The organism is Rhizobium pantanalense, assembly GCF_030182525.1.
GTDB lineage: Bacteria > Pseudomonadota > Alphaproteobacteria > Rhizobiales > Rhizobiaceae > Rhizobium.
Window position 1 is genome coordinate 563,512 of the sequence record NZ_JAQJCH010000001.1, and the last position, 25,262, is coordinate 588,773.

Consider the following 25,262-nt stretch of genomic DNA (forward strand, 5'->3'; position numbering starts at 1 on the left):
CGTCAAACGAACGACGCCGCGTCACCGACGCGAACTTCGCCAGACATTAATCTCGGAAGCAGGAAATCGCGTGTGGCGGCGAGGGAGCGGTTCTCCTTCTCGTTAGCGACGATCCGATCAAACAAGGGCCTTGCGGTTTCGTCGAACGCCCGTAGGAGTTCAGGTGTCGCAACGGTGAGCTCGATCGGTCGGAAGTTCGCTTTGCTAATCTCCTGGAAGGTTGACCCGTTTGCATTCTGGTGAACCGTCTCCATGTTGGCTTGTGTCCATAGCCAAACGAAGATGTTGGACAGCCGCTTCTCGCAGATCATCGCGATGAAGCCCTGATTGACCGCAACCGGTATCTGAGCGATCGCCATGTAGCCGATGGGTGCGCGTGACGACAGGAGCACCGTTCCCACTGGCAGCAAACCCGAACCGATCTGGGCAAGACCAGCGTCGGTTATCTGTCTTTCCGTGCTGAGCAGCGCCGGAGTGCTCAATGACGAGAGATCCTTTGGTGTAGCCCACGCGATGTCGCCGCCCCAAAAGGCGGGCTCCTTCGTGCTCGGTGTTGATCCGCCGAAAACCTCAACTTCCTGCCCGATCGTTGATGTGATCCACCCAGTCGGCTTGCCTTGGTCATCGAGGCGGTCGGGGAAGAGGGACCAGATATTCGGCGCGAGGTAGGGCGCGCGGCCTTCCATCTTCGCGCGGGTCGGGCCGAAATCGACAAACCAATCCTTGTAAATCGCCCGCGCCATCGCCTCCAGCGTTCCGTTCATCCGTCGGTTTAGCTCGATCTTGTCGTCGAGCGTTCCGAGGACTGAGGCGATCGCCTCTTGTTCTGCAAGTTCGGGAACGCTGAGATCGCGTACGTACACTGCCGCTCTAGTTGTCGAAGGGATCGGTGACCCGTCGTCGATCTCGCCAAGCTTGTGATGGATGATCGCATAGTAGAGCCATCTCATGTCCAGTTCAGACTTCGGCACGACGTAGTACGCCGTGTCGATCACGAAGAACGGCTCTTTCGAAAACTGGACGCCGCGATATGCTCCTTTGCGTCCAAGAATTACTCCCGGCCCCGGAGCCAGCGGCTCATTCGTCCAGCCAACCGGTCCGTTCGACCCGAAAACTCGATATGGACCCACAGCGTCCGCATAGCCCCGAATACCCTTGCCGTATTCAAGGCTGATTTCGGTTCCCCATGTGGTTTCTCGCCACTCAACCATCCGCGCCGACTCCGGCCAGCTTTTTCAGGATGGCAGCAGTTAGGGTCTCTGCCTCGGCGAATTGCTCGTTGAGTGTCGCCTGAAGAGCAGCGAACCGCTCTGCAAATGGCATATCATCATCCTCGACATCGGCCGCGCCGACGTAGCGGCCCGGCGTCAGTACGTAGCCGTGACCCTTGATCTCTCCCAAGGTTGCCGACTTGCAGAAGCCTGGCACGTCCTCATAGACGCCTGCATCGCCTTCGCCCCGCCAGGCGTGGTAGGTACGCGTGATTTTCTCGATATCGGTGTTGGACAACTCCTTGCGCGTGCGGTCCACCATGTGGCCGAGCTTGCGCGCATCGATGAACAGGATTTCCTTGCGCCGGTCGCGCAACTTTTCACTTCTGACCAAGCCATTTGATCGATCTCTCGCGAGGAACCAGAGGCAGACCGGAATCTGGGTCGAATAGAAAAGCTGGCCGGGCAACGCGACCATGCAATCGACCACGCCGGGCGCACCATTCACCCCTTCAATCAGCGCTTGGCGGATCGCACCCTCGTTGTTCTGCGTGGACGACATCGAGCCATTTGCCAGCACCACGCCCGCCACACCCGAGGGCGAGAGATGGTGCACGATATGCTGCACCCAAGCGAAGTTGGCGTTACCGGCGGGCGGAATGCCGTATTTCCAACGCACATCTTCGCGCAAGCGGTCGCCACCCCAATCGGAAATATTGAACGGCGGATTGGCAAGGATGAAGTCGGCCTTCAGATCGCGCAGCTCGTCCTTGTGGAAGCTGCCTTCGCTGTTCCATTTGATGTCGGCGTCAATCCCGCGCACAGCGAGGTTCATCTTACACAGCCGCCACGTCGTGTAGTTCGACTCCTGCCCATAGACCGCGATGTCGCCGATGCGCCCCCCGTGAAGTTCGACGAATTTTTCCGACTGCACGAACATGCCGCCTGAGCCGCAGCACGGATCGTAGACGCGGCCCTTGTATGGCTCGATCATCTCGACCATCACACGCACGACCGAGCGCGGCGTATAGAACTCGCCACCGCGCTTGCCTTCCGAACCGGCGAACTGGCCGAGGAAATACTCATAGACACGGCCGAGCACGTCGCGCGCCTTGCCATCTTCCTGGCCGAGCGCGATGCCAGAAATAAGATCGATCAGTTCGCCGAGCATTACCGCGTTGAGCGCGGGCCGGGCATAATCCTTGGGCAGCACGCCTTTCAGTGTTTCGTTGCGCTTTTCGATGGCGATCATCGCCTCGTCGATCATCTTTCCGATCGACGGCTGCTTTGCGTTCGCTTGAAGATGCGACCAACGCGCTTCTTTCGGCACCCAGAATACGTTTTCGGCGGAGTATTCGTCCGGGTCTTCAGCGCCGTCGGGATAATCGGCCAGCAGCTCGGCGCGCTTGGCCTCGAAACTATCGGATATGTGCTTGAGGAAAATCAGGCCCAGCGCAACATGCTTGTAGTCCGACGGCTCCATGTTGCCGCGCAGCTTGTCGGCTGCCTTGAATAGTTCCGCCTCAAAGCCGAGATCGCTACCATTGCCATTGCCATTGCCATTGGCACGGACAGGCTTCGAGCGTGGGGCGACTGGCGCCGATTCTTCGGTCGCCGCCTCCGCGGCTCCAGCAAGCACCACAGATCCGCCACGCCCTCGCCCGGGCGTCACAACGCTTTCGGCAAGGAGCTCATCCTTCACGGCGTTGTAGACGGCTTCGTTCCACCGCAGGGCCTCACGCAAGCGCACGTTGCCAGCGGAGCCCCCAAGCTTTGTCAACGCCGCCACGAACATGTCCTTCTGAGCCTGATCAGCCACGAAATCCTCGCAATTCTTCGTTCGGTTCCAGCGAACTCCGCTGGCGCCATATCCATATATTTCGTTTGTCTGTTATCGGAAGCTGCTTACCAAGTCCCCGACTCAATTATCAAAATCAACACGGCATATTCAACAACGCCCCAGATGTTGCAATTGGAAGACGCTGCGATAAGTCTCAGGCGTTGGCAATCTGAAGTCACCCTGTATGTGTACTGGCCCGGAAGCTAATAGCGAATGCGTGTATCAACTGCCGAGCGCGTATCCGGAAGAAGGAGGCTCTGCGAAGCAAAAACCTAATAAAACACGCAATTTCTGATATTTTGAATTGCTGCGACCGCTTTGCGCCCCTTCTCCTATTCTTCATCAAAACTGCACGTTATCGGCAGAGCTTCTTCAACCCCGCCAAATGCTTCCCGTCGACCTGCTCCATCATTTCGATCAGCGCGCCGGCCGCGGCTTGTGTTTCCTCCAGCGTCATCGAAGAGAAGGATAGCAAATCGTCCAAATTGTCCGAATGCGATTCGACTTGAGCTAGTCGTTCGAGTGCCATCAACTTGTCTCGATCGAGCTCGGTATAGTCTGCGTAAAGCTTGGCCATCTGACCGGTTAGCCCGGAGCTCCCGGGACATTTGAAAGCTAGAAAGACATCGAGGACACGCCGCATGACATTAGGGATCATGTACCCGTGATCGTCATAGGCACCTGCCTTCTCGACGAAGCGTAGGACATGGCTGAAGAGGAAATGATACTCGGAGTCATATTCCCGAAGCAGCTTCGACATCTCGACGATTGTCGATGATCGCCGGATTTGGCCTTCCGGAACAGCGACGTCGATGAACAAGAAGGTAGCTGAAGGCTCCTTGCCCTCAGGGGGGCGCGCCTTGTTCTTCCATGCCTTCCGAAATTCGTTCATGCACTGGAGATTGTGGGTGAGCACGATAACCTGGCCGGCCTTGTCGAGCCTGTTACGAACAAGTGAGCAAGCGAAATTGAGCGCCTTTGTGTCGAGGCTTGACACCGGGTCGTCGATGACAACGATAGCGTCCTTTAGTTTGCGATTGTCCGCCTCGATCGAGGATAGGAAGTATGAGATCGCAATTGCAGTCTTCTCTCCTTCGCTCGGCATCCCTGTGATCGGCATACCGTGACGATGAAGCTGATAGCCATCTTCCACCGGATGGATTGTCAGTTCTGCATGTCCGAGGTACGACGCTACCAGCTTGTTAATCGCCGTTGCTGCAGGGCCGTGAACCCTGATTTTCTGTCGCAGGTCGGTTGCGGTCTGTTTCAATGCAGCCAGCGCATCACTTTCCGTGATGACATTGGTGGTCGCGTCAGCGAGGTCTTTTGCCTGCTGAGCAAAATCGGTGCGGCACTCAAGCAGGAAATGGCGACGGATCGCCATCTCGGCGGAGTTTCTGTGCTTGGCAAAATTATCGACGATGTCGTTGTGTGTAGTGATCGCCTCATTGATCGCTGTGATCGCTTTAGCCAATTCATCTGCGGTTGCGATGACGTCCGCCTCAGTCGACAAATTGCTGGTATCTGCGGGTGATGCGGGGCGCGTGCGTTTGGTATCGAGGACCCCTCGCAGGCCGGAAAGGTGCGCAATCGCATTTCTGACCTCTTGTGAGACCAGCTTTCTCGCTTCACTGAAGCCTTCCCGCAGTTCGGCGGTAAGTGCCTCTTTCGATGGTACGCGCTCCTCAATATCTGTGAGTGTTGCGATCACTGCATCGAGGCGCTCAGCGGTCTTGTCGAGGCGTGCGACGAACTGGTCGACTTGGTCGTCAAGCGCGGCGGTTAGTTGGGCGCGTCGCTCACTTGAGATTGCATTCCCGCAATAAAGGCAGTCGGCCATCTCATTCGCTTGATGAAATTCGTGACCATGCTTCAGCCATAGCAGCATATCGGGATAGCGTTGCACCTCATCGAGGGCGACTGTGGTAAGTGACTGACCGCAGATGTCGACGATAAATCGGTACGCGGCGCCTATACTTGTTGCTTCGAAGGCAATCGGTGCGATTCGCGGCATTGGTTCGTCTTGGCGCCGCGTATTTTCGGCGGCCATCAGTTCATCCTGGGTTAGCGGAGTGCCATCATCATCTTTCCAAGACTCGAAATCCTTGGTGAGCGTTGGGGCCTCATATTTGCGGCTGCCCAGATGAAGGCGCGAAGCGATCGATTTCGCGCGCTCGCGTTTAAAGGTCGCGAAGGATTTTTCAGCTGCTTTCTCTGCCGCGAGCGCCAGAGCGTTGGCCGTCTCTGCCTTCACGATCTCGCCTTCGATCTTGGTCAGCTCGGCGGCGGCATCCGCCTGCTCGGCTCCAATGTAGAAGACAGGGTTTGCCATCCCTGCCGCCCATTGCAGGTTCTGCTCAATATAATCGGTATTGAACACCAGCAAACGCTGTTCGAGGCCACTGGGATTTGTCGGGCAACCGTACGCAGCACCATCGTCCAGCACCACCTCGAACGAACAACCGTCGGGCAACCTCGCGTGCAGCTCTCCGGCTTGTAGGCTCGAGAACAAACGCGAGAGCGTGCTCTTACCAGACCCATTAAACCCGTAAATAAGATTATACTGGCGCAGATTGAGTGACGGGGATCGCGCATTCCGGTCAACGTGAATGCCCATGCCGTGCATTGATCGGATATTGGCGATGATTCCCATGAGTTGAAATTCACAACCTATTCTATTCTTGTCAAGATTGCGAAAGGTCGCATAGACAAGAATAAGCGGGACATTCACCGGCCCATTCCCTAGCCAGTCGGCTAGCGGCCACAAGCGGTCACTCTTCCAACCTGATCGCCATGTCTCCTGCTGGCGATGAATAGCCGTCATTCTCCTAAAACGTATAAAAAGGACCAACCTCACAAAACACACATTTCCTGACGTTTTCGTGCTTAATGATGCTGACTCCTTGATCCTGCAGAGCAATTCCCGGCGTGCAATGAACACTCGCCCTTTCCGATGATCGGCAACATAACGAACGGCACAGAAACGCTGTCTTTTGTGAGGTTCTGATGAAACAGGCGCGGGTGCTGACTGATGCGGAATTTAAGCGCCTGCTGGCCGTGGTTGCACAGATGAAACACGCTGGCCGTAACCGGCTGGCGCTGACACTGTCCCACCTCGCAGGTTTACGCGTGGGCGAGATTGCGGCCCTGACGGTGCGCGATGTTATCGACAGCGACGGCAAGATACGGGAACAATTGCGCCTTCGGGCCGAGGTCACCAAAGGCGGCCATGCCCGAGTAGTCTTTCTGAATGAGAAGCTGCGTAGAGAGATTGACCGATATGCCGGCGACCATCTTGGCGGCCGACCGGCGGATGCGCCGCTGCTGATGACGCAGAAGCGTACTGCGTTTTCTGCGAATACGCTCTGCCAGTTGATGGGACAATTATATAAGAGTGCGGGTCTCGACGGGGCGACTTCACACAGCGGTCGCCGATGGTTCATCACCCGGCTTGCCCATTCCGGCGTCAGCCCGAAGGTCATCATGACGCTGGCAGGCCATCGCAACCTGACGACCACCCAGCGATATATCGAGGTTCGAGACGAGATGATGAAAGCGGCGGTCGATCTGCTATAGCTGTTCGACCACGAAAAGTTCGTGGCCCGAACTTTTCAGCGGGGTTTTGCGATTGCAATGCGCACGTCTCCCGCGCGTCCGGTTCTCTTCAGCATTTCGCTTCGGTCAAGAAGGTGTTCGCTGCCTTTGCGGGTACTCATCCTTAATCCCTGATCCGCATACATCTCGGCCATTCGAGTATTGCCGATTTTCATTCCCGCCACGCGGTCGGGGAAATGCGAAGCGCCGATGCCGAATTCTTGCAGTACGATGTTGCCGCAGCGTCGCACAGAATAACCCTGTTTCAGGGCTTCAATTGCAAACAATGTATCTTCACCATGGAAATCAAAATCTGCAGGCAGCAACACTGTGGGGTTTCCGAATTTGCGGAAGTTTCGAACGACAAATAAGCTGCCCTTCAAGTCATGCTCGGGATCGAAAACGTGATTGCGTTCAAATAGTTCGGGTTCCGGCTTCCAAAGGGGGCCTTGGCTATTCGCTTTACCGGGGAAAATCGGATAGAAAATATCAATGTCATCATAGTCGGCAGGGCTGTTTGCAGCTATCTCCGAAAATAATGCAGCGCCGCTGTTGTATAAGGGGCCATGGGAGATTGCAGCATCGTCATCCATGACGATACCCCAATCAAAATCGCTGGCGTAGAACTCGGTGAGGCAGCGATTTCGGTTGAGCGTTATTCCTTGAGCCGGTTCCCGTATGATGCGCCCGCCTTGTTCCTTCACGCGTTGCAATTCCTCCATTTCGGTGACTTCGCGATCCGTCCAGTTGGACGCAACGACATGAACCGGGATATCGGTCATGCGCCGCCACCATTCCAGTTGCCAAGCGAAGTCAAACTTTCTTTCCGTCCGATGATGGGGATAATCAGGCAGGAAGGAGCTTATGAACGCGCCGAATATCTTGCCTGACGAATATGGCTGCGCCGGAAAGGCAGTATTTTTCCTTCGGTTTGCAAGCGTGCCTGGATAATTGTGGCTTTTCCCTTTGGAGGATGCTGGCGCATTTGACGGGGAGGTCCCTTTCGATCCTGATGACGGCGTGGGGGAAGTCGGTGGTGGGATGGGCTCAGCAGTGAAGTTTTCGCAGACTTGGGTGCGTGCCATCGAAACACCGAGCACCATCGGCGAGATGTATTCGAAGCGGTCGCCGTCATGAAATGTATGGTCGATGCAAAATGCTGCATCGGCTACGTCGCTATCGGCGATATAACCGGCCAGGTCTTCTCCGTAGGCTGACGCGGTTTTCCAGAGTGCTGCAATGTCAGCCAGCGAAAGTTCCATCTGCGGATCAATCGCCATCGTTGGAGCGGTGAATTCAAGGAATGGGTAGCTCAGTCCAGAATAGATATGTGCGTTGGCGAAGCCGACTTCTGGTGTTGCTCCCTCTGATAGCCACTGAAGGCGTTTTGGTGTCGGATTAGCGGCGGGCTGTGCTCTGTTGGCCTTGTCGAACAAGGCAGCGGCCATTTCAAGATTGCTTGCGGAGGCCTTCATTCCTGTGCATGTCGCCTGGAAGTGCCGTGTTCTCAGCCCAAGCTTCGCACCCTGTCGTAGCTTCACATCGAGATAGTTCGCAATCGGTCGAAGCGTCAGCCGTGCTTGCGACTTTGCATCATCAACGATGGAAATGGCCTGATCGTCAATCGACATATGCCATTGGCAATCATGCTGGAATAGCTGCCGGAAGGTTTCGGCGTCGGAGAGCTCAAGGACAAGCTGCCCTTTGCCTTCCAGTTCCGGCAGTGCGTGAGCAAGCGTAACGGTGGCATTTGTGAAACGGTTTGCATCCGACAGGAAGCGCAGTTTTGTGACGGGTACATTATCGGTTGCTTCGTTCCAGATCGCGATCAACTGGAGTTTGCCCGTATTGGACGGCTTGCACGTGCCGACGATCAGGTCGACGGCCCGAAACAGCGGATAGAGTGGACGAGCGGCAAGCGGATGATCGTCGGGTTGCCTGTTGCCAGCGACTTCGAGCAAATATTTGTCGATGGTCTTCTGGTTGTCCTCATCGCGGACATGGACAAGGAATGTCTGGCCGCCTTCAGAAAACAGCAAGGAACGGTGGAAGCCGTCGGCAAGCGTCACCCCCGGAAGCGGGCTCGTGACAATTCGCGATTGCGTCAACTCGGCAGTGATCATGTCGAGCCGCGAAGACCGGAGCTTTTGGTTTTTTTGGGTCGCTGTACGTGCGAAGTAGTCCTTTGCTTCTTTGTAGCGCCCAGAAATGCCATCGCCGTCTTTCAGCCATTTGTGCAAAGGCTCTGTGACTTTGGTTGCGGACGCGAGCCTCAGAACATTGCTGATTTCGCTGCGCCAGCTTTTGCTACTGCCCTTCGAGAACGTCAGATCGACCAGCGCATTGTAAGGGTTCTCTTTAGTGACTTTGTTCAGCGTCTTGTCGTGGTCATCAAGGAATTTCTCGAACGTCGGCATATCATGGCGGATTTCCTCGCCGAACGCGAAAACTTGTTCCAGAGCCACATACAACAGCTTCTGGCCTTGGCTGTCATGGTTTTCGAAAGCATTGGCGGCGGCGATAACGGTCTGAAACTGGTTCCTGTACTGATCGAGAACGGAAAGGATTGGTTCTTTCTTAACGGCTTTGCCCATTGGATGCTCGCAATGACTTCATCAACATTGCTGCAATCAAGCCGTGCAGATCTTAAGAAAATTGCAATGGGCCAGCAAGACAAGGACTTTAAGGTTATTCAATGCTTTCCACGAAATCCGCGCATGCCGTCTACCTGCCCGCCATCAGTGCAAACTTTGCGAAACTCGGCCACTCGCTGCATCTCAAGCGCAACTTTTCGTTTGCTGAGAGAGATCTGAATTTCCTCAATCCGTCGAGCGGCCTGTTTTATTATCCCTATGCGCTCTACAGCGCGGGACAGGCCGCCAGAACAGAGGGCGCGGCGAAGCAGACCGACATCGTGAGCCACAGAGATCGCGACCAGACAACAGTGATCGGTGATAGTGGTGGCTTCCAGATACAGGAAGGCACGATCAAGTTTACCGGCGATGCCACATGCGAACGTATGCTGCGCTGGATGGAAGACCATTCGGATTATTCCATGTCGCTGGATTTTCCGACCGGCGGCATATCGCCGGGGAATGTCGCGCAGCACACGACGCGGCTCAACGCGCAAGGGCAAATCACGGCAATGAGCGCGGCCAACGGCTTATCTTTGGACTATAACGCTTGCCTGACGCAATCGCTGCTCAACCTTGATTATTTCGTTCAGAAGCGGATTCCGGGAAAGACCAACCTTCTCAATGTCATCCAGGGTCGCACCGAACGCGAAAGCAAAGTCTGGTACGAGGCCGTAAAGGGCTACCCGCTGGAGGGGTGGGCCTTCGCCGGAGCGCATCAGAGCGCGTTTTCCATGACCATGGCTCGTTTGCTCGATATGTATGATGATGGCCTCTTACAGAAAGCCAAATGGCTACATTTTCTCGGCATTTCGACTCTTGAGCCTGCTTACTTGTTCACGACGATCCTTCGCTGCCTGCGCCAATACAATCCCGATATCGGCGTCTCCTTCGACACATCGAGCCCGTTCGTTTCAGCGGCGAACTTTAACATGTACACCTCGTTCCGGTTCGACAAGTACGGCTGCGCCCTGACATCGGTTTCCTTTGCGGAGCATGCAACCGCCGATGACAACCGGACACTCAATGAAATGGCCCGTGACCTTGTGAAAGAGGTGATCATCGAGCGAGCGAGGACACCCGAACTGCGCTTCACGCCGCTCCCCGTCGCGACAGCCATCGGTTCAAAAGTGACCGCCGCCGAAATTTGCGAGATTCAGGATAACCGGTTGCGGGTCACGACAGATGGCGTCTGGATTTTGATGAACCACAATGTCGAGGTGTTTAAAAAGGCGTTCGAAGCTCTCAATCGCAGCTTCGATGAGAACCCATTGCATGATGACGTGCCGGTGTATGTCCGGGCGGCGAAGGTCGCAATCGAGAAGATTTTTGAGGAGCGCGTATCGAAAGGTCCGGTCGCCGCCCGAGACTTGTTGCGAGAGTGCACTGCTTTGTTGGACGTATTCGCTGAACTTAGGTGATTGATTTCGCAGCGGATCATCGCATGAACACGATTCCGATGAACAGCTCCACACAAAATATCCTTCAAACGTGAGCTAACCCCGGATATCCATCGCAGTGACCGAAAGCCGTTTCAGCTCTGGCGTGCGTTCAAAAAATGCGACGAGAAGGATATTAGAATTCGTGAGCCATTCTCAGTACGTGCCTAGTCACGACGATTTGGAAAATCTTTTTGTCAACAATGAAAAACTGGATCGTGTGGGGGCTTACCTAAATCGCTTCAACCCGATCAAGACCATGCAAATGGAAGGGATGGAGATCCGTCACTCTGCAATACTCGCATGGCTTCTCGATCCTCGCGAGACGCATGGATTTGGCGATCGCTTTTTGAAAGCCTTCCTTTGCGAAGCCCTTCGAGGGCGAAGCGGATCGGGTAGCCTGACAGCAATTGAAGTGTCACAAGGAGATTTGAGGGACGCAACTATTCGGCGTGAATGGCGGAATATCGACATCTTCATATTGTCGCCCGGAAATAATTGGGCCTTCGTGGTGGAGAACAAGTTCCACAGCAAACAGCGGGAAGGGCAACTTCACAGTTATATTGGCAAAGTGAAAGATGCATTTGAGCCGAAGGGGGAGGAGCTTATCGTTTGCGGGGTGTTTTTGACGCTGCAAGAAGAGGACCCGCAAGACCCGCGCTATGCTCCCTTGAGGTACGCCGATATTTGCGATTTTCTCCCCCGCCTTATCGACCTCGAAGGGCAATCGATCGGGCAGGAGGTGAAGGTCTTTCTACAGCATTATCTGGAAGTTATTAAGGACGCGACTGGCATGAACGAACAGCGAAACGAAATGGAGAAATTGGCGCGTCAGTTGTACCGGACTCATCAGAAGGTGTTGGAATTTGTGATGGAGCACGGCGCAGCCACCGATTTCATAATCGCTGCAGAAATGATTTTCCGCGAAGTATGGGAAAGCGGAAACATCGTCCGAGCTTCTGACGTAAACTATGTTTACAGCCACCACACCAGCAACATATTCAGCTTCTTGCCGGAGAGTTGGTCTAAGGCGTTGGGTGGCAGCAACCATTCTTGGGAAGGCTGCCAAAATTGGTGGGCGGGCTATCCTCTGATCTGCTGGTTTCAGCTCTTTGAGGGAGGCGATGGGGGCAAGGGCTATCTTCGGCTCTTTGCTGAAGTTGGTCCCATTGCGAAGCACGAAGTTCGACGAAGGCTAATCGATGTCATAAAGTCGCTTTCGTCTGAAGAAAGCCTGAAAAACATTCGTTTTCAGCAGGGAGCTGCTGACGCAGGTAAGAAATACTCGAAATTTTTCAGGAACAACAACGTGGATATTCAGGACGTTCACGATGCCGACGAAATTGCCAAAGCTATAAGCGCCCTACTTACTCGATTTGGGCCTTACTTCGATGCTATATCAGCTCGCTTGCCAGATTTCAGATCATATGCACTGGACGAACGTGATTGAGAGAAGCGCTGCTGCGCTTCTGTCGTGTTCGCATCCGATAGGACGCTCAGCCCGCTGACCTCTTGAGTGCTAACCCGACGCCCTTGCATGAAAAGCGCGTGTCGAATGCCTTGGTAACATCGGTCTCGGGCTTGAGAAGTTTGACGCTGACCAGCGTTTTTGCGAACTGCGTGTAGTGTTCCGCAGTCAAGCAGCCGATGCCCTTGTCCAGAGCATCGCCGCTATCAATGATCCCGTATTCCTTGAGCTTGCTGATCGCATATTCGATCTGGCCATCTGTCATATCCGGGTTCTCTTTCTTAATCAGCGCGTTCGCGGCTGAGTTATCCCCGTACAAATAGTTGTACCAGCCCTCAATAGAGGCATCGACAAAGCGTTGCACGAGATCGGGGTTGGTATCGATCAGCTTACGAGGGACGGTGATCATCGTCGCGTAGGGCGCGTAACCGGCGTCGGCGAGCAGGAATATCTTCGGGTCGATACCTGTCTGCGTTTTGATCGCGTAGGGTTCAGATGTAATCAACCCCTGCTGAGCGGAATTTTCATCGGCAAGGAAAGGTGCAGGGCTGAAGTTATAGGGGCGAAATTGCTCGTCGTGGAAGCCCTTGAAGTTGGCCTTCATCCATTCGAAATACGCGCCGAAGCCGCCCTGTGTCATGAAGATTGTCTTCAGCTTGGCAAGGTCTCCGAACTGGTCGATGCCCTTGTTTGGGTGGGCCAAAATGACCTGAGCGTTCTTCTGATAGATCGCTGCGACATCGACCAACGGAATGCCCTGCTCCTGGCCGACAAGCTGCTCCTGCTGTGTGCCGAGATAGAAATCAAGTTTGCCAGCGAGGAGCATTGCCCGATTCTGCGCTCCTGGTCCCCCCTGTTGGATTTCCACTTCGAGGCCGTATTTCGCATAGGTGCCATCGGCAACCGCTTGATAAAAACCACCGTGATCAGCCTCGGCAAGCCAATCGGTACCGAAACGAACTTTGTCGAGAGCGAAGGCGGGCGATGTGATGGAGACGGCGGAAATCGCGAGCAAGGCAACAACTGCCGGCTTGCTAGAAGAGATATGCGCATTCATCGGAAATTCCTGATACAGAAAGATGGGAAAGATAAACGCGATGATTGTATTGGGTGGCAGTTGGCCAAACGTTAAGATCGATGGCGGCGGATATCGATTATCGCTCTGCGATCGATCTCGTTGGCGAGTTTCCGCTGGAATTCTAGCAGGGCCGGATTGGGTACAGGCGAAGATTGAGCCTGTAGCTGTTCAAGTCTCCATTTGATCCCATACAGCGTGGCAAGACCCGGTTCTCTGCCGACGGCGATGAGGTGCGAATAATAACGCGGGCTGCGTCCAAGCCAGATGCTTGAGAACTCCATCTGTGAACTGGTCAATCCATCCGTCCGCATAGCCTCATAGATTTCCTTAATCTTCATCTGCATAACTCCTTGATTTAAATATTTATTTCCAAGGAGCTGCGGAGCTAAGATGGTGCTGGATAAATAGCACATTATTTTAGCAGGAGATTTTCATGACGAACGCCATGTGGGAGCTACGGAACGCAATTTGGGCCGCGCCCGGATATATTGACTGGGGCGACAAGAAGAGGTTTCGCTGGCTCAGCGAGGGGAACGAGCAGCAACGAACCAAGCTGATGGACGCCTTGGGCTACGGCCATCCACTGAGAGGGACCGCTATTCGCTGCGGCAGGATTGACGACCCCGACACCAACTACATGCAGCGATGCGGCATTCCATTATGCCCGCGCTGTTTCATGACGGAGCGAAGCAAGCAGATAAAGCAGGCGACACGAAAGCGGTTCGTCGGCATACCCAACGAGCAGTTAGCGTTTGTGACAATCCTCTTGCCGATGGCAACCATGCTTTCTGATGTTTCCGCAATCATCGACACGGAGAAGACGCGCATTCGCAACTTGGTGGGGCTGAAACGTCGCAAGGACAGCCGATGGGATAACTTCGAAATTCTTGGATGGTGGGAGATCGACCGCATGACCTACAGCGATTACGAAGGCATGGGCCGCAATTCGCGGATTGCGTTGGAACAGCTTGGCATTCCTTTGGTCTGGTCCGACGACACGACTATTTGGCGACCGCACCTTCATGCGATTATTCGGCTTGATCAACTCTCCATCTCCGAAGTGGCCGATGCCTTCCGCAAAAACGGATACGGCGCTGCGTATCAGGTCGATATCGAGCCATTTAAGGCCAACCGGAAAGTGGGCCAAAACATCAAGCGGGTAATCCAATATGCCCTGAAACTCCGTATAGAGGGCGATTTCAAAGCCGCTGATAGCGATTGGAATACTGACAAATATGATCTTGCAAATCGAAAGTGGTGGCCGGCTGAAGACATCAAGGCATATGCGGAATGGCTATGCAAAGAAAACTCGGGGTTTCAGTCGCTTCGCTTTTCATTGGGTGTGAGGGGCAAAAGGGCGAGCGCAGGTGCCGCGAGGTCGAATCCAGCTATTGCCGTGTCAAATTCAATGCCGATGCGGAGGTCAGACAATAACGATCTTGACGGTGCTAATCTTCTTGAAGAAGCATTCGATGACCGTTTCGATCAATCAGATGATATCGCTGGGTGTTTTCTTGACGAGTACTCAGCTCATGGGATTTGTGTTGAAGACGAAGGAGTTGTTGAGTGGGGAAGTTCTGTTAATGGTGTAAGGTATAAGAACCCTTATGTAGATACGAACTGGACAGATGCCGGCATTGATATGCCACCGTCAATCTCGAAAACGGAAGATGTCAGCAAGACATCTAGATACCCAGGAAACGTCATCAGCCTGAAGGAGCGTGTACGCAACATTCGGACATCCATTCGTGCCAGCGGTGATCCGGTGGAGCCGGCGAGGCAATAAGATAAAAGTTCGTTCAGCGAACTTTCGTGGTTTTATGTGGGCTGTATAAAATTGTAGTCCTCATAGATCGTTCGGCTACGAAGCTGCTCAAGCTCGGGATGTTCACGGCACTGATGATCGAAAATACGCTGCACGGTCGGCGCCGGCTCAGGCAATCTCAGTCGTGGCACATTACCGCTGAGCGGCAAGATCCTGATCTCGTCTTCGTCTACAATGCGGCCGGTCAACGCGGCAGCTTCGATATATGCGCTGATCGGCATTGCTGCGGCAAACGCCTGGTCGCGTACGAGCTTCATGCCGATCTTTGTATCGAGCCGCATCAGATCGGAAACCCAAACCGGTTGAAACACAGGCTTGCCGTCGTCCAGATTGTGGAGGGCATCGACGGCATGGCCCGCGCAGCGGCTTCGCGTAACGATGACCGTCGCTGACCCGGATGGATCGATCAGCTTCAAGACAGGTACGATGTCGCCATAGGCTTTGGCGTTGTCGTCCAGTCGCCGCGTGATGTTTTCGGGAAACAACTGCCCGAGCCGTCCCGGCTCGTCCATCTCATAAACCTTGAATTCCTGGCAATCTTCCAGCGCGAACAGCATCAGCGCGCGCCATGACAGTGCTGAGAGATAGCTGCGCTCCTGCACAAGGCCATCTGCCTTATAGCGCACCCAAAACGGTCGTTTGTTCGTATTGATCCGGTAGATTGATCGACCGCCGACGCGCAGGTCGCTCATGAAGAGCAAGGCGAGGTCGATTTGCGTCTGAGACAATCGGGAAGTTTGCGCGCTGGTTTCGTCGTGTCGATGCATGCTGCCTCCGCTGTACGCGGGCCAGCAAAGTGCCATTGAACAAAAAGGGCTAGAGACAGACACGGTGAGCGCAAAACCAAAGCATCGCCCCACAGGTCTTCCTATCCGGCGGAGAGGAAGAAAGTGGAAAGTCGGCAGCAGGCGTCCAGTGCAATCATAGAGACCAATAGACGTGTCAAGGAGCGCATCGAAGGGCAAAAGCGCAATGCGACAACGAACAACACCGAATGCTTATCGCTGATGCTCCATTGGACCCGCAGGCATTAAACAAATCCGCTCGGACGGTACGCCATCTGACAGGGTAGAGATCCGCCTTTGGGCTTTTGCCACCATGCCGTCTTTCTGGTCTTCGGGACTGGCGACGCGTTACAGGGAGTAATCGGCGTTCAAGAACAGGTTGGAACATCAGGCCGTAACGTACCGGTAAAGTCTCCCAACTACTCTGCTGTCACCAAAGCAACTCAAGAGAGCAGACATGGTACAGCGACATTGCGTAGTCATTCCTAAAGAAGACGGCGGATTGGAAGTTTATCCGCTAAAGAATTGGCTCCGACAAAATCCGCAATATTTGCCTGCTGATCTCGACGCTACGAGAAGCACGTCGCATCAGTTGCGGAGCGCACTCAAGCAAGCCGGATGGACGATGCAGGAGACCCTTGACGAAGTTCGTATGATATTTCCGGGCCAATCCAGCAATATTGATGTCGTGGAAGAATTGCTGGGAGGTGTCGAAGATACTGTCGTGGGAGACGAAAGCTCTCCATATTTCTCTCTGGAGTATCAGTTGCGGGATTTTCTCGCTGCAAACCTTGGCTCAATAGATTTTGGAGGAAAGAAGTTGCGTCTCTACGTCGACCCCACAGGGCGGGACGGCATCGAATACCCTTCCGCCGTTGGTCCGATCGACATCCTTGCTGTCGATGAGCACGGAGCGTTTTTCATTTTCGAGCTAAAGCGAGCCCAAAGCGCAGACCGTGCTCTTGGTCAAATCGCCCGATACATGGGTTGGGTCAAGCAAACCATCGGCCATGATAATGATGTGTCCGGCATCATCATCTCTAAATCAGTCAGTCGAAACCTGAAATACGCGCGTACGGTAATGCCGAACGTTTATCTTTACGAATATGCTGTGAGCTTTACCGTGACGCCGGCACACGATATCGAACCTAGCATTTAGCATCGCGCCGCGACTGTCGTGCAGATGCCAGCAGCTATCAAGGAGCGCGACGAAGGGCAAAAACGCAACGCGGCAGCGACCAGTACCGAACGCGCATCGTTGACGCTCCATTGGCCCCGTAGGCAGAAACGCGAGCCCCATGAGATGGAAACCATCTCATGGGGCTCGGAGGGTATTTCGAGGGATAACGTGCTGCTTACTGTGTCTTGCGCAGCATCTTGCCGCGCTCGATGGCTGCAGCGGTCAACTGCGCGTCAAGCTCGCCCGCGCGGACGGCCTCGATCAGCGTCTCGATGATCTTCGGCAGTGCCGCCAGTTCGCCAACCTCGATGGCGTTCTTGTCCTTGGCAAAGTCGATCACCTTGCCGGCGTAACGCAGGATAAAGAATACCTTGCCCGCCGCATCCATGAACCAGCCCTGACGCACGCGCTTGGCCGTCTCGACCTCGACGCGCTGCCCCTCGGCATTTTTACGGCGAACAATATGCGTGGGGGTGAATGCCTGACCGGCAATCTTCGCCTCGGCCATCTGCTTCTGCTCGATGAGCGCCGCAACCATCTTTTCCCGCGCCCTTGCGACGGGATCGTTCGTCGCGCGAACCGGAATCGCCTGAGCCAGCTTGAGATCCTTCAAATGAGACATGCCATTGCCTTTCCCGAACCGTTGATCGTAAGTCCGGGATACAGCCATCCGCCAAAAGGGCGAGCAAAGAATGAGTTCAGCGGTCAATACCATCAGCCTTGCCTCAAGGTAATCTGTCAACTACTGGCGAAATAGTTGCATAATGTTCTGCGTGCTGGAATTTGCGATCGAAAGCGCCTGCACGGCGAGCTGCTGTTGCGTCTGCTGTGCTGCAAGCTTGGCAGACGCCTGTTCCATATCTGTATCCACCAGACGACCTACGCCTTTATCGATGCTGTCCATCATGTCGTTGGCGAAGCTCAATTGATAGTCAAGCCGCTTTTGTAGGCTGCCGACCTGTGAAGCTCCCGCAGTTACGCGCTGACTGATGGTTTCGATATAGTCGAGGTAATCTTTGATGCTGCCTGGGTTCTTGACGATATCGATATCCATGAAATCGATCGTGGGCAGTGGCTCGTTGCTGACGTGGAAATTGGAGAATGAGACGCTCGTACCCGCACCGGATAAACGATCGAGCGCAGGGTCTGATTGAACAACAACAGATGACGAGCTGTTTGCATCGATCTTCAGAGTTGGCCAATCAGCCGACATCAGCGACCGGAGAAGCGTCGCCATTTGCTCAGACGTCTCGACCTTTCCATTTTCAACGCCAAGCAAGTCGTTCACATAAGTACGATTGAAGGTGTAAGTTTTCGGGGCAGCGCCGTTGATTGAAAAATTGAAGCTGATTGTGATGCCGTCCGGATTGTCACCGTCCTTGTAATCCTGAAACGGTGTAAAATTCAGCGTCAACGTCGATCCGCGTGAACCGTAATCCGACGCATTCCCAAGCCCGCCGGAGCCAACGTTACTCGCAAAGTTGCTGACTTCAACATAAGATCCGCTCAGCCCGGTTGAGCGGTCCTGCTGTGTGTAGATGCCAACCCGATTGATGATCGGTTGATTGTTTACGTCAACATACGTCGTGGCAGCGGCCCCGGTGTTGGCCTGCGAAAGTACATAGTTCAGCACTTGCTGATATTGCGTATAGGTAGAGATCACCCCATTCCACGAGGCGTTCACTGCATCGATTGTCGACCTGTCGATTGTAACGGCTGTGGTCTTTCCGGCCGCATAGGGCGGGTCAATGCCGTCGGCCGGGTTATCTGCGTCTACCGTCACGTCGAAGCTGATCTGCTTTGATGGATCATTGAAGGTCAATGGCCCTGAAAATGTGAAGTCGAAGCTCGCCTTCATCCCTTGGCTTGCGTTATAGGGATTCCAGCCTGTTTCGATCTCGGAGCCATTCTGCCAACTGGTCAAGTAACGTAGACCGCCGATCGATCCCGCATCGCGGCCGTCCTTTTGCAAGATGCCGCCGCCCGTGCTGTTGAACAGCGACGTTTCCGACAAATGCATATTGGCCGAATTCACCGAAACCGTGCCGTTGGCGCTTCTGACGAATGAAGACGCGACCGTGTCGCTATTGGCGCTGACGTCATAGATGTCGTCAACGTTTGTGGATAGCCAATTCTGGCCGTTGAAGGAGCTGGACTGCGCGATCCCGAGAATCTGTTGTTTATATTGATCCAATTCTTGCTGGATTTTGTCTTTGTCCACGCTGGTTTCGGTTGCGGCGACGAGCTTCTCCTTGAATTGGGAGAGAATATCGCTAACCGCATTGAGCCCGCTATAGGCGGTATCGGCTTTTGCTTGTCCAAGGCCTATAGCGTCGGAAACGGCGGAAACTGCCGATCTATCCGAGCGCATCGTCGTTGCTATCGACCAATAGGCAGCGTTATCAGCGGCCTTCCCAATCCTTAAACCTGAGCTGACCTGTTGCTGTGTTTGCTCAAGGCCTGAGTTTACGGTGCGAAGGGTTTGAAGGGCGGCCATTGCCGCAGTATTGGTTAAAATGCTGGTCATGTTAAAAGCCCCCTGAGTATAGGCTAGCTCCCGGACGTCATGATCGGTCCGACAGAAAGAGGATAGGGTGGGAACACTTTTAACGGTTAACCACTGGGGTGCTCGCCATAATGGCGAGACCGTTGCCCTAAAAAGCGGGTAAACTCGACGGTTTAGGGCTTCTCTGCAGAGATTTGCCTATGCAACCAGGCAGAGTACTTTCATTAACGCTTTTGCAACAGAAATGGTTAACAAAGAGTTAACTGCGCCGATGCCGTCTAGCAATATTGACGAATAACCCTGCAAATTACTGCTGCCCTCAAGCTGTTCTGTATAGCTTTGTGCAAGGTTATGGCAGCTCGTCCGATAGCTCGGGTATAAGGCTCGCAACCAAATCGAACTCTGGCTCGAAGTCAGCAATAAGCTGTTCGAATTTTTTCTCCATTTCGTCTGTGTCGCGAATGTCGTTCACAGCGATGGAATTCCGGCGTAGGAAACGTGAATAGAGGCGTCCTTTATCCAAGGCGTCAGCGGGAAATTGGATACGATCAAAGTTTTTCGCAAGTGCGGCCTGTGTGATCGTCACGATGATACGTTTCCGGACATTGTGCTCTGAAAGCGGGCCGACTTCAGCATTCAGCTTGAGGTGTCCTTTAATGCCGTCATCGGATACCTTCAATTCCATCAAAGCGACAAATGGATAGCCCAGCCACCAGTTCTCGCAACCCCGCCATGTGACATTGATCTTATCCAGTTCTTTGCGCCAATTAACGGGCAAGAAGCTCACGAGGTCCTTCTTAACGCCCGAAAATAGGAATTCATGGTTTACAATCCTGGCTGTCTTTCCTCGCTGGCGTTTGTCACCAAACAAGTGATGGATCGCAGGTTCAAAACCCGAACGGGACTTCGGCTCCTTGATGAGATCCAGTATGTTTCTTTGATCCCGAAAAAGCTGGCGGGCCTGATCCTCCGTTTCAGAGCGTCCTTTGCTCATGTTAGTAAGGCATCCCCCGTCTGGCGCTTCTGCTTCCGTCAGCCTAATTTGCGTCCCAGCAAGTGTTTTTGCACTCAGCAAAAATTTATATCTTGTTACCCGGGCGGGCCACAGTAATCTCGCTGGAATCAGCGACGACTTACGCCCAATTTCCTCAACCCAATTCCGCAAGCCGTAACTTTACGCCGGCTTAGCCCTTTACACCCGGCCATCCTCGCGCTCGAACCTCATCGCCTCTGGTGTTAGCGGTACGACGCAAAGGAGGCGGTCATGCAGGACGATTTCCCCGGCAATCATCATTCATTGGGTCCGGTGCGGGCCTATTCTTACGTGCGTATGAGCACTCGCAAGCAGCTTCGCGGCGACAGTTTACGCCGACAGCTTGAGCGGTCGAAAGCCTTTGCGGAGGAACATTCTCTGCTTCTGGATGACAGCTTGCAGGACTTGGGGGTGTCGGCGTGGAAGGGAAAGAACTTCAAGCACGGAGCGCTTGGACGCTTCCTCGCCATGGTCGAGAACGGGGAAATCCCCAAGGGCAGCTATCTGCTGATCGAAAGCCTCGACCGGCTATCGCGAGAGGCCGTGCCGGATGCGTTGACGCTGTTCATGGCGATTATCAACGCTGGCATCGTCATTGCCACGCTCGGCGAGGACCGGCAAATCTACAGCCGCGACCGGCTCAACGGGGACTGGACGAAGCTAATCATCGGGCTTGCGGTGATGTCTCGCGGTCACGAGGAGAGCCAGACTAAGAGCGAGCGCGTCAGTGCAGCCAATCGGAAGAAGCGCGAGAATGCCCGTGAAGGTAAAGGGCAGATCACCGGACTGACACCCGCATGGATCGACGCCGAGCGGATCGACGCGAACCGCTATGAGTTCGCGCTGAACCATCATGCGGAGACGGTGAGGGCAATCTACGAAATGGCAACGCGTGGTCTTGGCGCAACGGCAATCGCCCGCAAGCTCAATGCAGATGGAGTTCCGGCTTTCAAGAGCAAGGAGGGCTGGTACCAGAGCATCATCAAGGCCCTGCTCGCCCGACACGATGTCATTGGTACGTTTCAGCCGCACCGCATCGTCAACGGCAAGCGTGTACCGGATGGCGATCCCATCGAGAACTATTTCCCCGCCGCGATCGACAAGGATTTGTTCCTGCGCGTGCAGGCTATGCGCAGGAACCGCGGCAGACCGGGCCGCAAGGGCGAAACGTTTGCCAATCTCTTCACCGGACTGTGCCGCTGCGCGCATTGCGGCGGGTCGATGACGATGAAGTTAAGCCGCGTCAAAGGCAACGAGAACGGGCGTTATCTCGTCTGCGCCAACTATGTGCGGGGGCATCGCTGCACCGAGGGCAATCGGCATTTCCGCTATGAGCCGTTCGAGATGGCTGTCCTTGATCACGTCAAGGAACTCAACCTTGCGGAAGCACTGCAAGCGACTCGCGCCGATCAGGTCACCAGCGACATCAATGAGACGATTGCTACGCTGATGCTCAGGCTGGAGGAGCTTCGCCACAAGGAACACCGGCTGGCGCTCGCCATCGAGGATGATCGCCAGCCACTGGAAACCGTCCTCGATTTGCTCAAAGCAAGGCAGGCCGAACGACAAGCCGTCGAAGCCGAATTGCGGCACCATCAGAATGAGCGGCAGAGATTGTTAGCGAGACATAACGCTCCTGAACTGACTGGCGCCCGGATCAAGTTCTTGCGCGCGGCATGGGAAGCCGCCGAAGGCGCTGACACCCGGTATGAGCTTCGGTCGGAAGCCCATGCTGCGATCAGGGAGCTTGTCAGCGAGATCAGCTTCGACGGCGGCAACCAGGAGGCAATCATTATCGTCGCGAACGGAATAACCGCCTACAGGGTCAAAGACGGACGGATCAGCGGGAATTTCCGAGCGTTTGCTGCGTAAACATCAGTGGCCATCCAATGCTAAAAGTTCGTTCGAATGAACTTTCTCGCCTTAACAGCTGGAAATGCCAAGAAACCATCCCCCGCAAGGCTCTGCCTATGCTCCTTAGAGCTGCGTGCCGTACCTTTTCGAAAGTTTCTCTGCGGTTTTGGTACTCATTTCGCCAGCCTTCAATTCGGCCAGCCGCTTCTCCAGCAGGGCGATTTCGTCGTAGGTCTCGTCGTCCAGCAGTTTCGGTTCGTTCATCAAGTCCTGTTCGCCGGGGCGGAGGAAATCCTTGATCTGCTCCGTGTTGACCTGAGCGTAGTGCTTGTCGATCATCGCAATGGAGGTTCGGGTGTTGCGGGCGACGTGATGGATCGAGACGTTGTTCGCGAGCATCTGCGAGATGTAGAAATGCCTGAGCGAATAGGCGGTTCGCTTGACGCCCCGCTGATCGCGTTCCAAGTCTGCCGCCTTGAGCAAAGCGCTCAGGCCGCGACTGAACGACAAGATTGCCGTGCCCTTCGCGTCGGCAAAGACAGGATCGTCATCAGTAGGTTCGCGGCCGACCTCGCCGACAAAAACAGTCCATAGCATGCGAAGCGCCTGTATCGCCCCATGCAGTGGCACTGCATTACCGTGTTTGCTTTTCCCATGCACCTGGAGCCGTGCATCTTGCTGGAATTGGGGAAGGTCTTTCGTTTCCCTATACCGGAGAATGTTGCCCCATTTCAGGTTCTTCGCCTCCGTGGGACGCAGGCCTGAATTGGCCATGAGTTCGATATAGGCGTGCAGGCGCATCCGATCCGAGCGCACGCGGTCTGTCAGCGTGCTTTGCGTCCAGACCCGTCCGTCCTTGGCTTTGATCAGCCTCACCGCATGCTGCGGTTCGCTGATTCGTTCCAAACTCTTGTTGAGAAGCCGTTCATATTCCTCCGGCGAGAAACCCGGACGGCGCGTGTCGGGTTTCTTTCGGGCTTTGACCGCTGGAATGACGATCGGCTTGCAGTAGCCCCACTTGGCTGCCTGCGCAAATATCTCGCGGATGATGACCATTTCACCTTTGATCGTGCTCAGCGCTGCGACCTTGCGCGGTGCGGGCCGAATGAAAATACGACCATCGTCCCGTTCGCATCGGATTTTCTGAACCTGCAAACCCGGGCCTGTGGTCCAGTAGGTCTTGCGCCATTCCAGATAGCGCTCGATGTCGGCGGTGGTGATCGTTTCGATGGGACGGTTACCGAAGTAGCCGATCGGAAAGCGACGAATGATCGGCGGCCAATAAATCGGATGGTATTTGCTGCGTTCGTCGCGCTCGGCTTCAGCAACGACTTTTTCGATGAACTCCTCCGCTACCTCCGAGAACGGGTGACTGTCCAGCGATAGGCCCTGCTTATTGCGAAAGCTCTGCTCGTGCCAGATTTCATAAGCGAGTTGCAGCGCCTGATCCTCGTCAGCGGTGCCAAGAGTTTTCTTGTATTGCTTACCGCCGAGCGAATAGCGCATCGACCAATTCCGGGTGCCTTCGCGCTGAAAAAGCGTGAACGGGGTTTTCTTGGTCGGGGCAGGGCTGTGGAGCATAACGTTGGGCACCTTTCGAGTTGCTTTGGTCGGTGCGCTGCGCTGGAACTGCGCTAGGCGCGTGCCCAAGCCCTGGAAAGCTACGTTGAAATCATTGAGAAATTCCGAAGGGTATGCGCTACTGAGCTAGGACTGAGCTAGCTTATTTCCAGCGCGCGCGAGGACAAGCAAAGACTGATAAGTCAATAATTTCAATGGGAAAGGAACCGCACCCGACAGGATTCGAACCTGTGACCTTTGGAATCGGAATCCAACACTCTATCCAGCTGAGCTACGGGTGCATGCCGTGGCGGTTTTGAATCGCCTGTCCGATGGCTGGTTCTTAGCCTAGGAAGCGCTTGGCTTCAATCGGGAAAATTCAGGAAAGCGTGAGATCGGACATTTTGGTGGGGAGGCCGCGGGCTTTTGACGCGCGGCCTCGGTTTTGGTGGCCGGATCGGCTCATTCCTTCATGGCGCCGGGGCCGGGGGTGGCCTTTGGCGGCACCTTGCCGAGGATGATCATGCCGAGAACTTCGTCCTTGGTGACATCTTCCGTGCGGGCGTGGCCGACGACCTGGCCGTTCTTCATGACCGAGACGCGGTCGGCGAGGTCGAAGACATCGTGGATGTCGTGGCTGATGAGGAAGATGCCGATGCCTTCCTTCTTCAGCTGCTTGATCAGCTCGCCGACCTGTGCCGTCTCCTGCGGGCCGAGCGCCGCAGTCGGCTCGTCCATGATCAGGATGCGGGCATCGAAGAGGATGGCGCGGGCGATCGCGACCGACTGGCGCTGGCCGCCGGAGAGCGCCTTCACCGGCTCCTTGAAGCGCTTGAAGTTGGGGTTGAGGCGTCCCATCACTTCGCGGGCCTTGGCCTCCATCGCCACGTCATCGAGCGTGCCCCAGCGGGTCTGCAGCTCGCGGCCGAGATAGAGATTGGCAGCCGCGTCGACATTGTCGGCGACGGCGAGCGTCTGATAGATCGTCTCGATGCCGTATTTCTTGGCGTCGCGCGGGCTGCGGATATCGGCAGGCTCGCCGTTGATCAGGATATCGCCGCTGTCGCGCTTGTAGGCGCCCGAGAGGATCTTGATCAGCGTCGACTTGCCGGCGCCGTTATGGCCGAGGAGCGCTACGACTTCGCCGGGGTAGAGATCGACCGAGGCGTTGTCGACCGCGTGGATGCCGCCGAAGGAGATGGAAATGTTCTTCATTTCCACAAGCGGAGTGGTTTGATCCGTCATGGTTCAGAATT

General features: G+C 54.9%; 18 protein-coding genes and 1 tRNA gene. 6 read left to right on the forward strand and 13 right to left on the reverse strand.

The annotated features are described in order from the left end of the window. Positions 1-2: 2 nt before the first annotated feature. From PH558_RS02725 to PH558_RS02735, 3 genes are all read right to left on the reverse strand, one after another. Positions 3-1,211: a restriction endonuclease subunit S gene (locus PH558_RS02725; protein ID WP_285202013.1), complete on the reverse strand. Its 1,209-nt coding sequence runs from the start codon at positions 1,209-1,211 to the stop codon at positions 3-5. Beyond that, positions 1,204-3,030 carry a class I SAM-dependent DNA methyltransferase gene (locus PH558_RS02730; RefSeq protein WP_285202014.1) on the reverse strand — a complete coding sequence of 609 codons (1,827 nt, stop codon included), beginning with the start codon at positions 3,028-3,030 and terminating at the stop codon, positions 1,204-1,206. Before PH558_RS02730 ends, PH558_RS02725 begins: the two co-directional genes overlap by 8 nt. 376 nt (positions 3,031-3,406) lie before the next feature. Next, positions 3,407-5,875, reverse strand: a complete 2,469-nt coding sequence (locus tag PH558_RS02735; protein ID WP_285202015.1) for an AAA family ATPase — start codon at positions 5,873-5,875, stop codon at positions 3,407-3,409. Between the two features lie 182 nt (positions 5,876-6,057). Here PH558_RS02735 and PH558_RS02740 point away from each other — a divergent pair, with 182 nt between their 5' ends. Continuing rightward, on the forward strand, positions 6,058-6,627 hold the full coding sequence (locus PH558_RS02740; protein WP_285202016.1) for a tyrosine-type recombinase/integrase: 570 nt from the start codon (positions 6,058-6,060) through the stop codon (positions 6,625-6,627). Between the two features lie 35 nt (positions 6,628-6,662). On the opposite strand, the gene PH558_RS02745 is transcribed toward PH558_RS02740, so the two are convergent. Next, a complete protein-coding gene (locus tag PH558_RS02745) occupies positions 6,663-9,239 on the reverse strand; it encodes a hypothetical protein (protein WP_285202018.1) in 2,577 nt (858 codons plus the stop codon). Between the two features lie 101 nt (positions 9,240-9,340). On the opposite strand from PH558_RS02745, the gene PH558_RS02750 reads away from it, so the two are divergent. Continuing rightward, positions 9,341-10,699, forward strand: coding sequence for a hypothetical protein (locus PH558_RS02750; RefSeq protein ID WP_285202022.1), 1,359 nt, complete (start codon positions 9,341-9,343; stop codon positions 10,697-10,699). Positions 10,700-10,796: 97 nt separating this feature from the next. Beyond that, positions 10,797-12,167 (forward strand): PDDEXK-like family protein, encoded by a 1,371-nt coding sequence (locus PH558_RS02755; RefSeq protein WP_285202028.1) that lies wholly within the window; start codon positions 10,797-10,799, stop codon positions 12,165-12,167. 46 nt (positions 12,168-12,213) lie between these two features. Here PH558_RS02755 and PH558_RS02760 read toward each other — a convergent pair whose 3' ends face one another. Together PH558_RS02760 and PH558_RS02765 are read right to left on the reverse strand one after the other, a co-directional pair. Further along, on the reverse strand, positions 12,214-13,242 hold the full coding sequence (locus PH558_RS02760) for an ABC transporter substrate-binding protein (protein WP_285202030.1): 1,029 nt from the start codon (positions 13,240-13,242) through the stop codon (positions 12,214-12,216). 71 nt (positions 13,243-13,313) lie between these two features. Continuing rightward, positions 13,314-13,601, reverse strand: coding sequence for a DUF6626 family protein (locus tag PH558_RS02765; protein ID WP_285202032.1), 288 nt, complete (start codon positions 13,599-13,601; stop codon positions 13,314-13,316). Between the two features lie 95 nt (positions 13,602-13,696). On the opposite strand from PH558_RS02765, the gene PH558_RS02770 reads away from it, so the two are divergent. Then, a complete protein-coding gene (locus PH558_RS02770) occupies positions 13,697-15,049 on the forward strand; it encodes a hypothetical protein (RefSeq protein ID WP_285202033.1) in 1,353 nt (450 codons plus the stop codon). A gap of 32 nt (positions 15,050-15,081) precedes the next feature. On the opposite strand, the gene PH558_RS02775 is transcribed toward PH558_RS02770, so the two are convergent. Continuing rightward, positions 15,082-15,948 carry a DUF2958 domain-containing protein gene (locus tag PH558_RS02775; protein WP_285202035.1) on the reverse strand — a complete coding sequence of 289 codons (867 nt, stop codon included), beginning with the start codon at positions 15,946-15,948 and terminating at the stop codon, positions 15,082-15,084. 382 nt (positions 15,949-16,330) lie between these two features. Here PH558_RS02775 and PH558_RS02780 point away from each other — a divergent pair, with 382 nt between their 5' ends. Then, positions 16,331-17,032: an endonuclease NucS domain-containing protein gene (locus PH558_RS02780; protein WP_285202037.1), complete on the forward strand. Its 702-nt coding sequence runs from the start codon at positions 16,331-16,333 to the stop codon at positions 17,030-17,032. 196 nt (positions 17,033-17,228) lie between these two features. Here PH558_RS02780 and PH558_RS02785 read toward each other — a convergent pair whose 3' ends face one another. The 3 genes from PH558_RS02785 to PH558_RS02795 form a co-directional block, all read right to left on the reverse strand. After that, a complete protein-coding gene (locus PH558_RS02785; RefSeq protein ID WP_285202039.1) occupies positions 17,229-17,675 on the reverse strand; it encodes a DUF6641 family protein in 447 nt (148 codons plus the stop codon). Positions 17,676-17,795: 120 nt separating this feature from the next. Continuing rightward, a complete protein-coding gene (locus PH558_RS02790) occupies positions 17,796-19,580 on the reverse strand; it encodes a flagellin N-terminal helical domain-containing protein (RefSeq protein ID WP_285202040.1) in 1,785 nt (594 codons plus the stop codon). Positions 19,581-19,908: 328 nt separating this feature from the next. After that, positions 19,909-20,553: a hypothetical protein gene (locus PH558_RS02795; RefSeq protein ID WP_285202041.1), complete on the reverse strand. Its 645-nt coding sequence runs from the start codon at positions 20,551-20,553 to the stop codon at positions 19,909-19,911. Between the two features lie 270 nt (positions 20,554-20,823). Here PH558_RS02795 and PH558_RS02800 point away from each other — a divergent pair, with 270 nt between their 5' ends. After that, a complete protein-coding gene (locus PH558_RS02800; protein ID WP_285202042.1) occupies positions 20,824-22,464 on the forward strand; it encodes a recombinase family protein in 1,641 nt (546 codons plus the stop codon). A 105-nt stretch (positions 22,465-22,569) separates the two neighbouring features. On the opposite strand, the gene PH558_RS02805 is transcribed toward PH558_RS02800, so the two are convergent. The 3 genes from PH558_RS02805 to PH558_RS02815 all read right to left on the reverse strand — a co-directional run bounded on the left by PH558_RS02805 (position 22,570) and on the right by PH558_RS02815 (position 25,251). Continuing rightward, a complete protein-coding gene (locus tag PH558_RS02805) occupies positions 22,570-23,952 on the reverse strand; it encodes a tyrosine-type recombinase/integrase (protein ID WP_285202045.1) in 1,383 nt (460 codons plus the stop codon). Positions 23,953-24,234: 282 nt separating this feature from the next. After that, positions 24,235-24,308: transfer RNA gene (locus PH558_RS02810), tRNA-Arg, on the reverse strand. Positions 24,309-24,468: 160 nt separating this feature from the next. Next, positions 24,469-25,251, reverse strand: coding sequence for an ATP-binding cassette domain-containing protein (locus tag PH558_RS02815; protein ID WP_069612788.1), 783 nt, complete (start codon positions 25,249-25,251; stop codon positions 24,469-24,471). Positions 25,252-25,262 lie beyond the last annotated feature (11 nt).

Bases quoted from the DNA above. Each gene is read 5' to 3' on its own strand.
- PH558_RS02725 (WP_285202013.1), bottom strand. From the start codon at position 1,211: ATGGTTGAGTGGCGAGAAACCACATGGGGAACCGAAATCAGCCTTGAA.
- PH558_RS02735 (WP_285202015.1), bottom strand. From the start codon at position 5,875: ATGACGGCTATTCATCGCCAGCAGGAGACATGGCGATCAGGTTGGAAG.
- PH558_RS02740 (WP_285202016.1), top strand. From the start codon at position 6,058: ATGAAACAGGCGCGGGTGCTGACTGATGCGGAATTTAAGCGCCTGCTG.
- PH558_RS02745 (WP_285202018.1), bottom strand. From the start codon at position 9,239: ATGGGCAAAGCCGTTAAGAAAGAACCAATCCTTTCCGTTCTCGATCAG.
- PH558_RS02750 (WP_285202022.1), top strand. From the start codon at position 9,341: ATGCTTTCCACGAAATCCGCGCATGCCGTCTACCTGCCCGCCATCAGT.
- PH558_RS02760 (WP_285202030.1), bottom strand. From the start codon at position 13,242: ATGAATGCGCATATCTCTTCTAGCAAGCCGGCAGTTGTTGCCTTGCTC.
- PH558_RS02765 (WP_285202032.1), bottom strand. From the start codon at position 13,601: ATGAAGATTAAGGAAATCTATGAGGCTATGCGGACGGATGGATTGACC.
- PH558_RS02770 (WP_285202033.1), top strand. From the start codon at position 13,697: ATGACGAACGCCATGTGGGAGCTACGGAACGCAATTTGGGCCGCGCCC.
- PH558_RS02780 (WP_285202037.1), top strand. From the start codon at position 16,331: ATGGTACAGCGACATTGCGTAGTCATTCCTAAAGAAGACGGCGGATTG.
- PH558_RS02785 (WP_285202039.1), bottom strand. From the start codon at position 17,675: ATGTCTCATTTGAAGGATCTCAAGCTGGCTCAGGCGATTCCGGTTCGC.
- PH558_RS02790 (WP_285202040.1), bottom strand. From the start codon at position 19,580: ATGACCAGCATTTTAACCAATACTGCGGCAATGGCCGCCCTTCAAACC.
- PH558_RS02795 (WP_285202041.1), bottom strand. From the start codon at position 20,553: ATGAGCAAAGGACGCTCTGAAACGGAGGATCAGGCCCGCCAGCTTTTT.
- PH558_RS02800 (WP_285202042.1), top strand. From the start codon at position 20,824: ATGCAGGACGATTTCCCCGGCAATCATCATTCATTGGGTCCGGTGCGG.
- PH558_RS02805 (WP_285202045.1), bottom strand. From the start codon at position 23,952: ATGCGCTATTCGCTCGGCGGTAAGCAATACAAGAAAACTCTTGGCACC.
- PH558_RS02815 (WP_069612788.1), bottom strand. From the start codon at position 25,251: ATGACGGATCAAACCACTCCGCTTGTGGAAATGAAGAACATTTCCATC.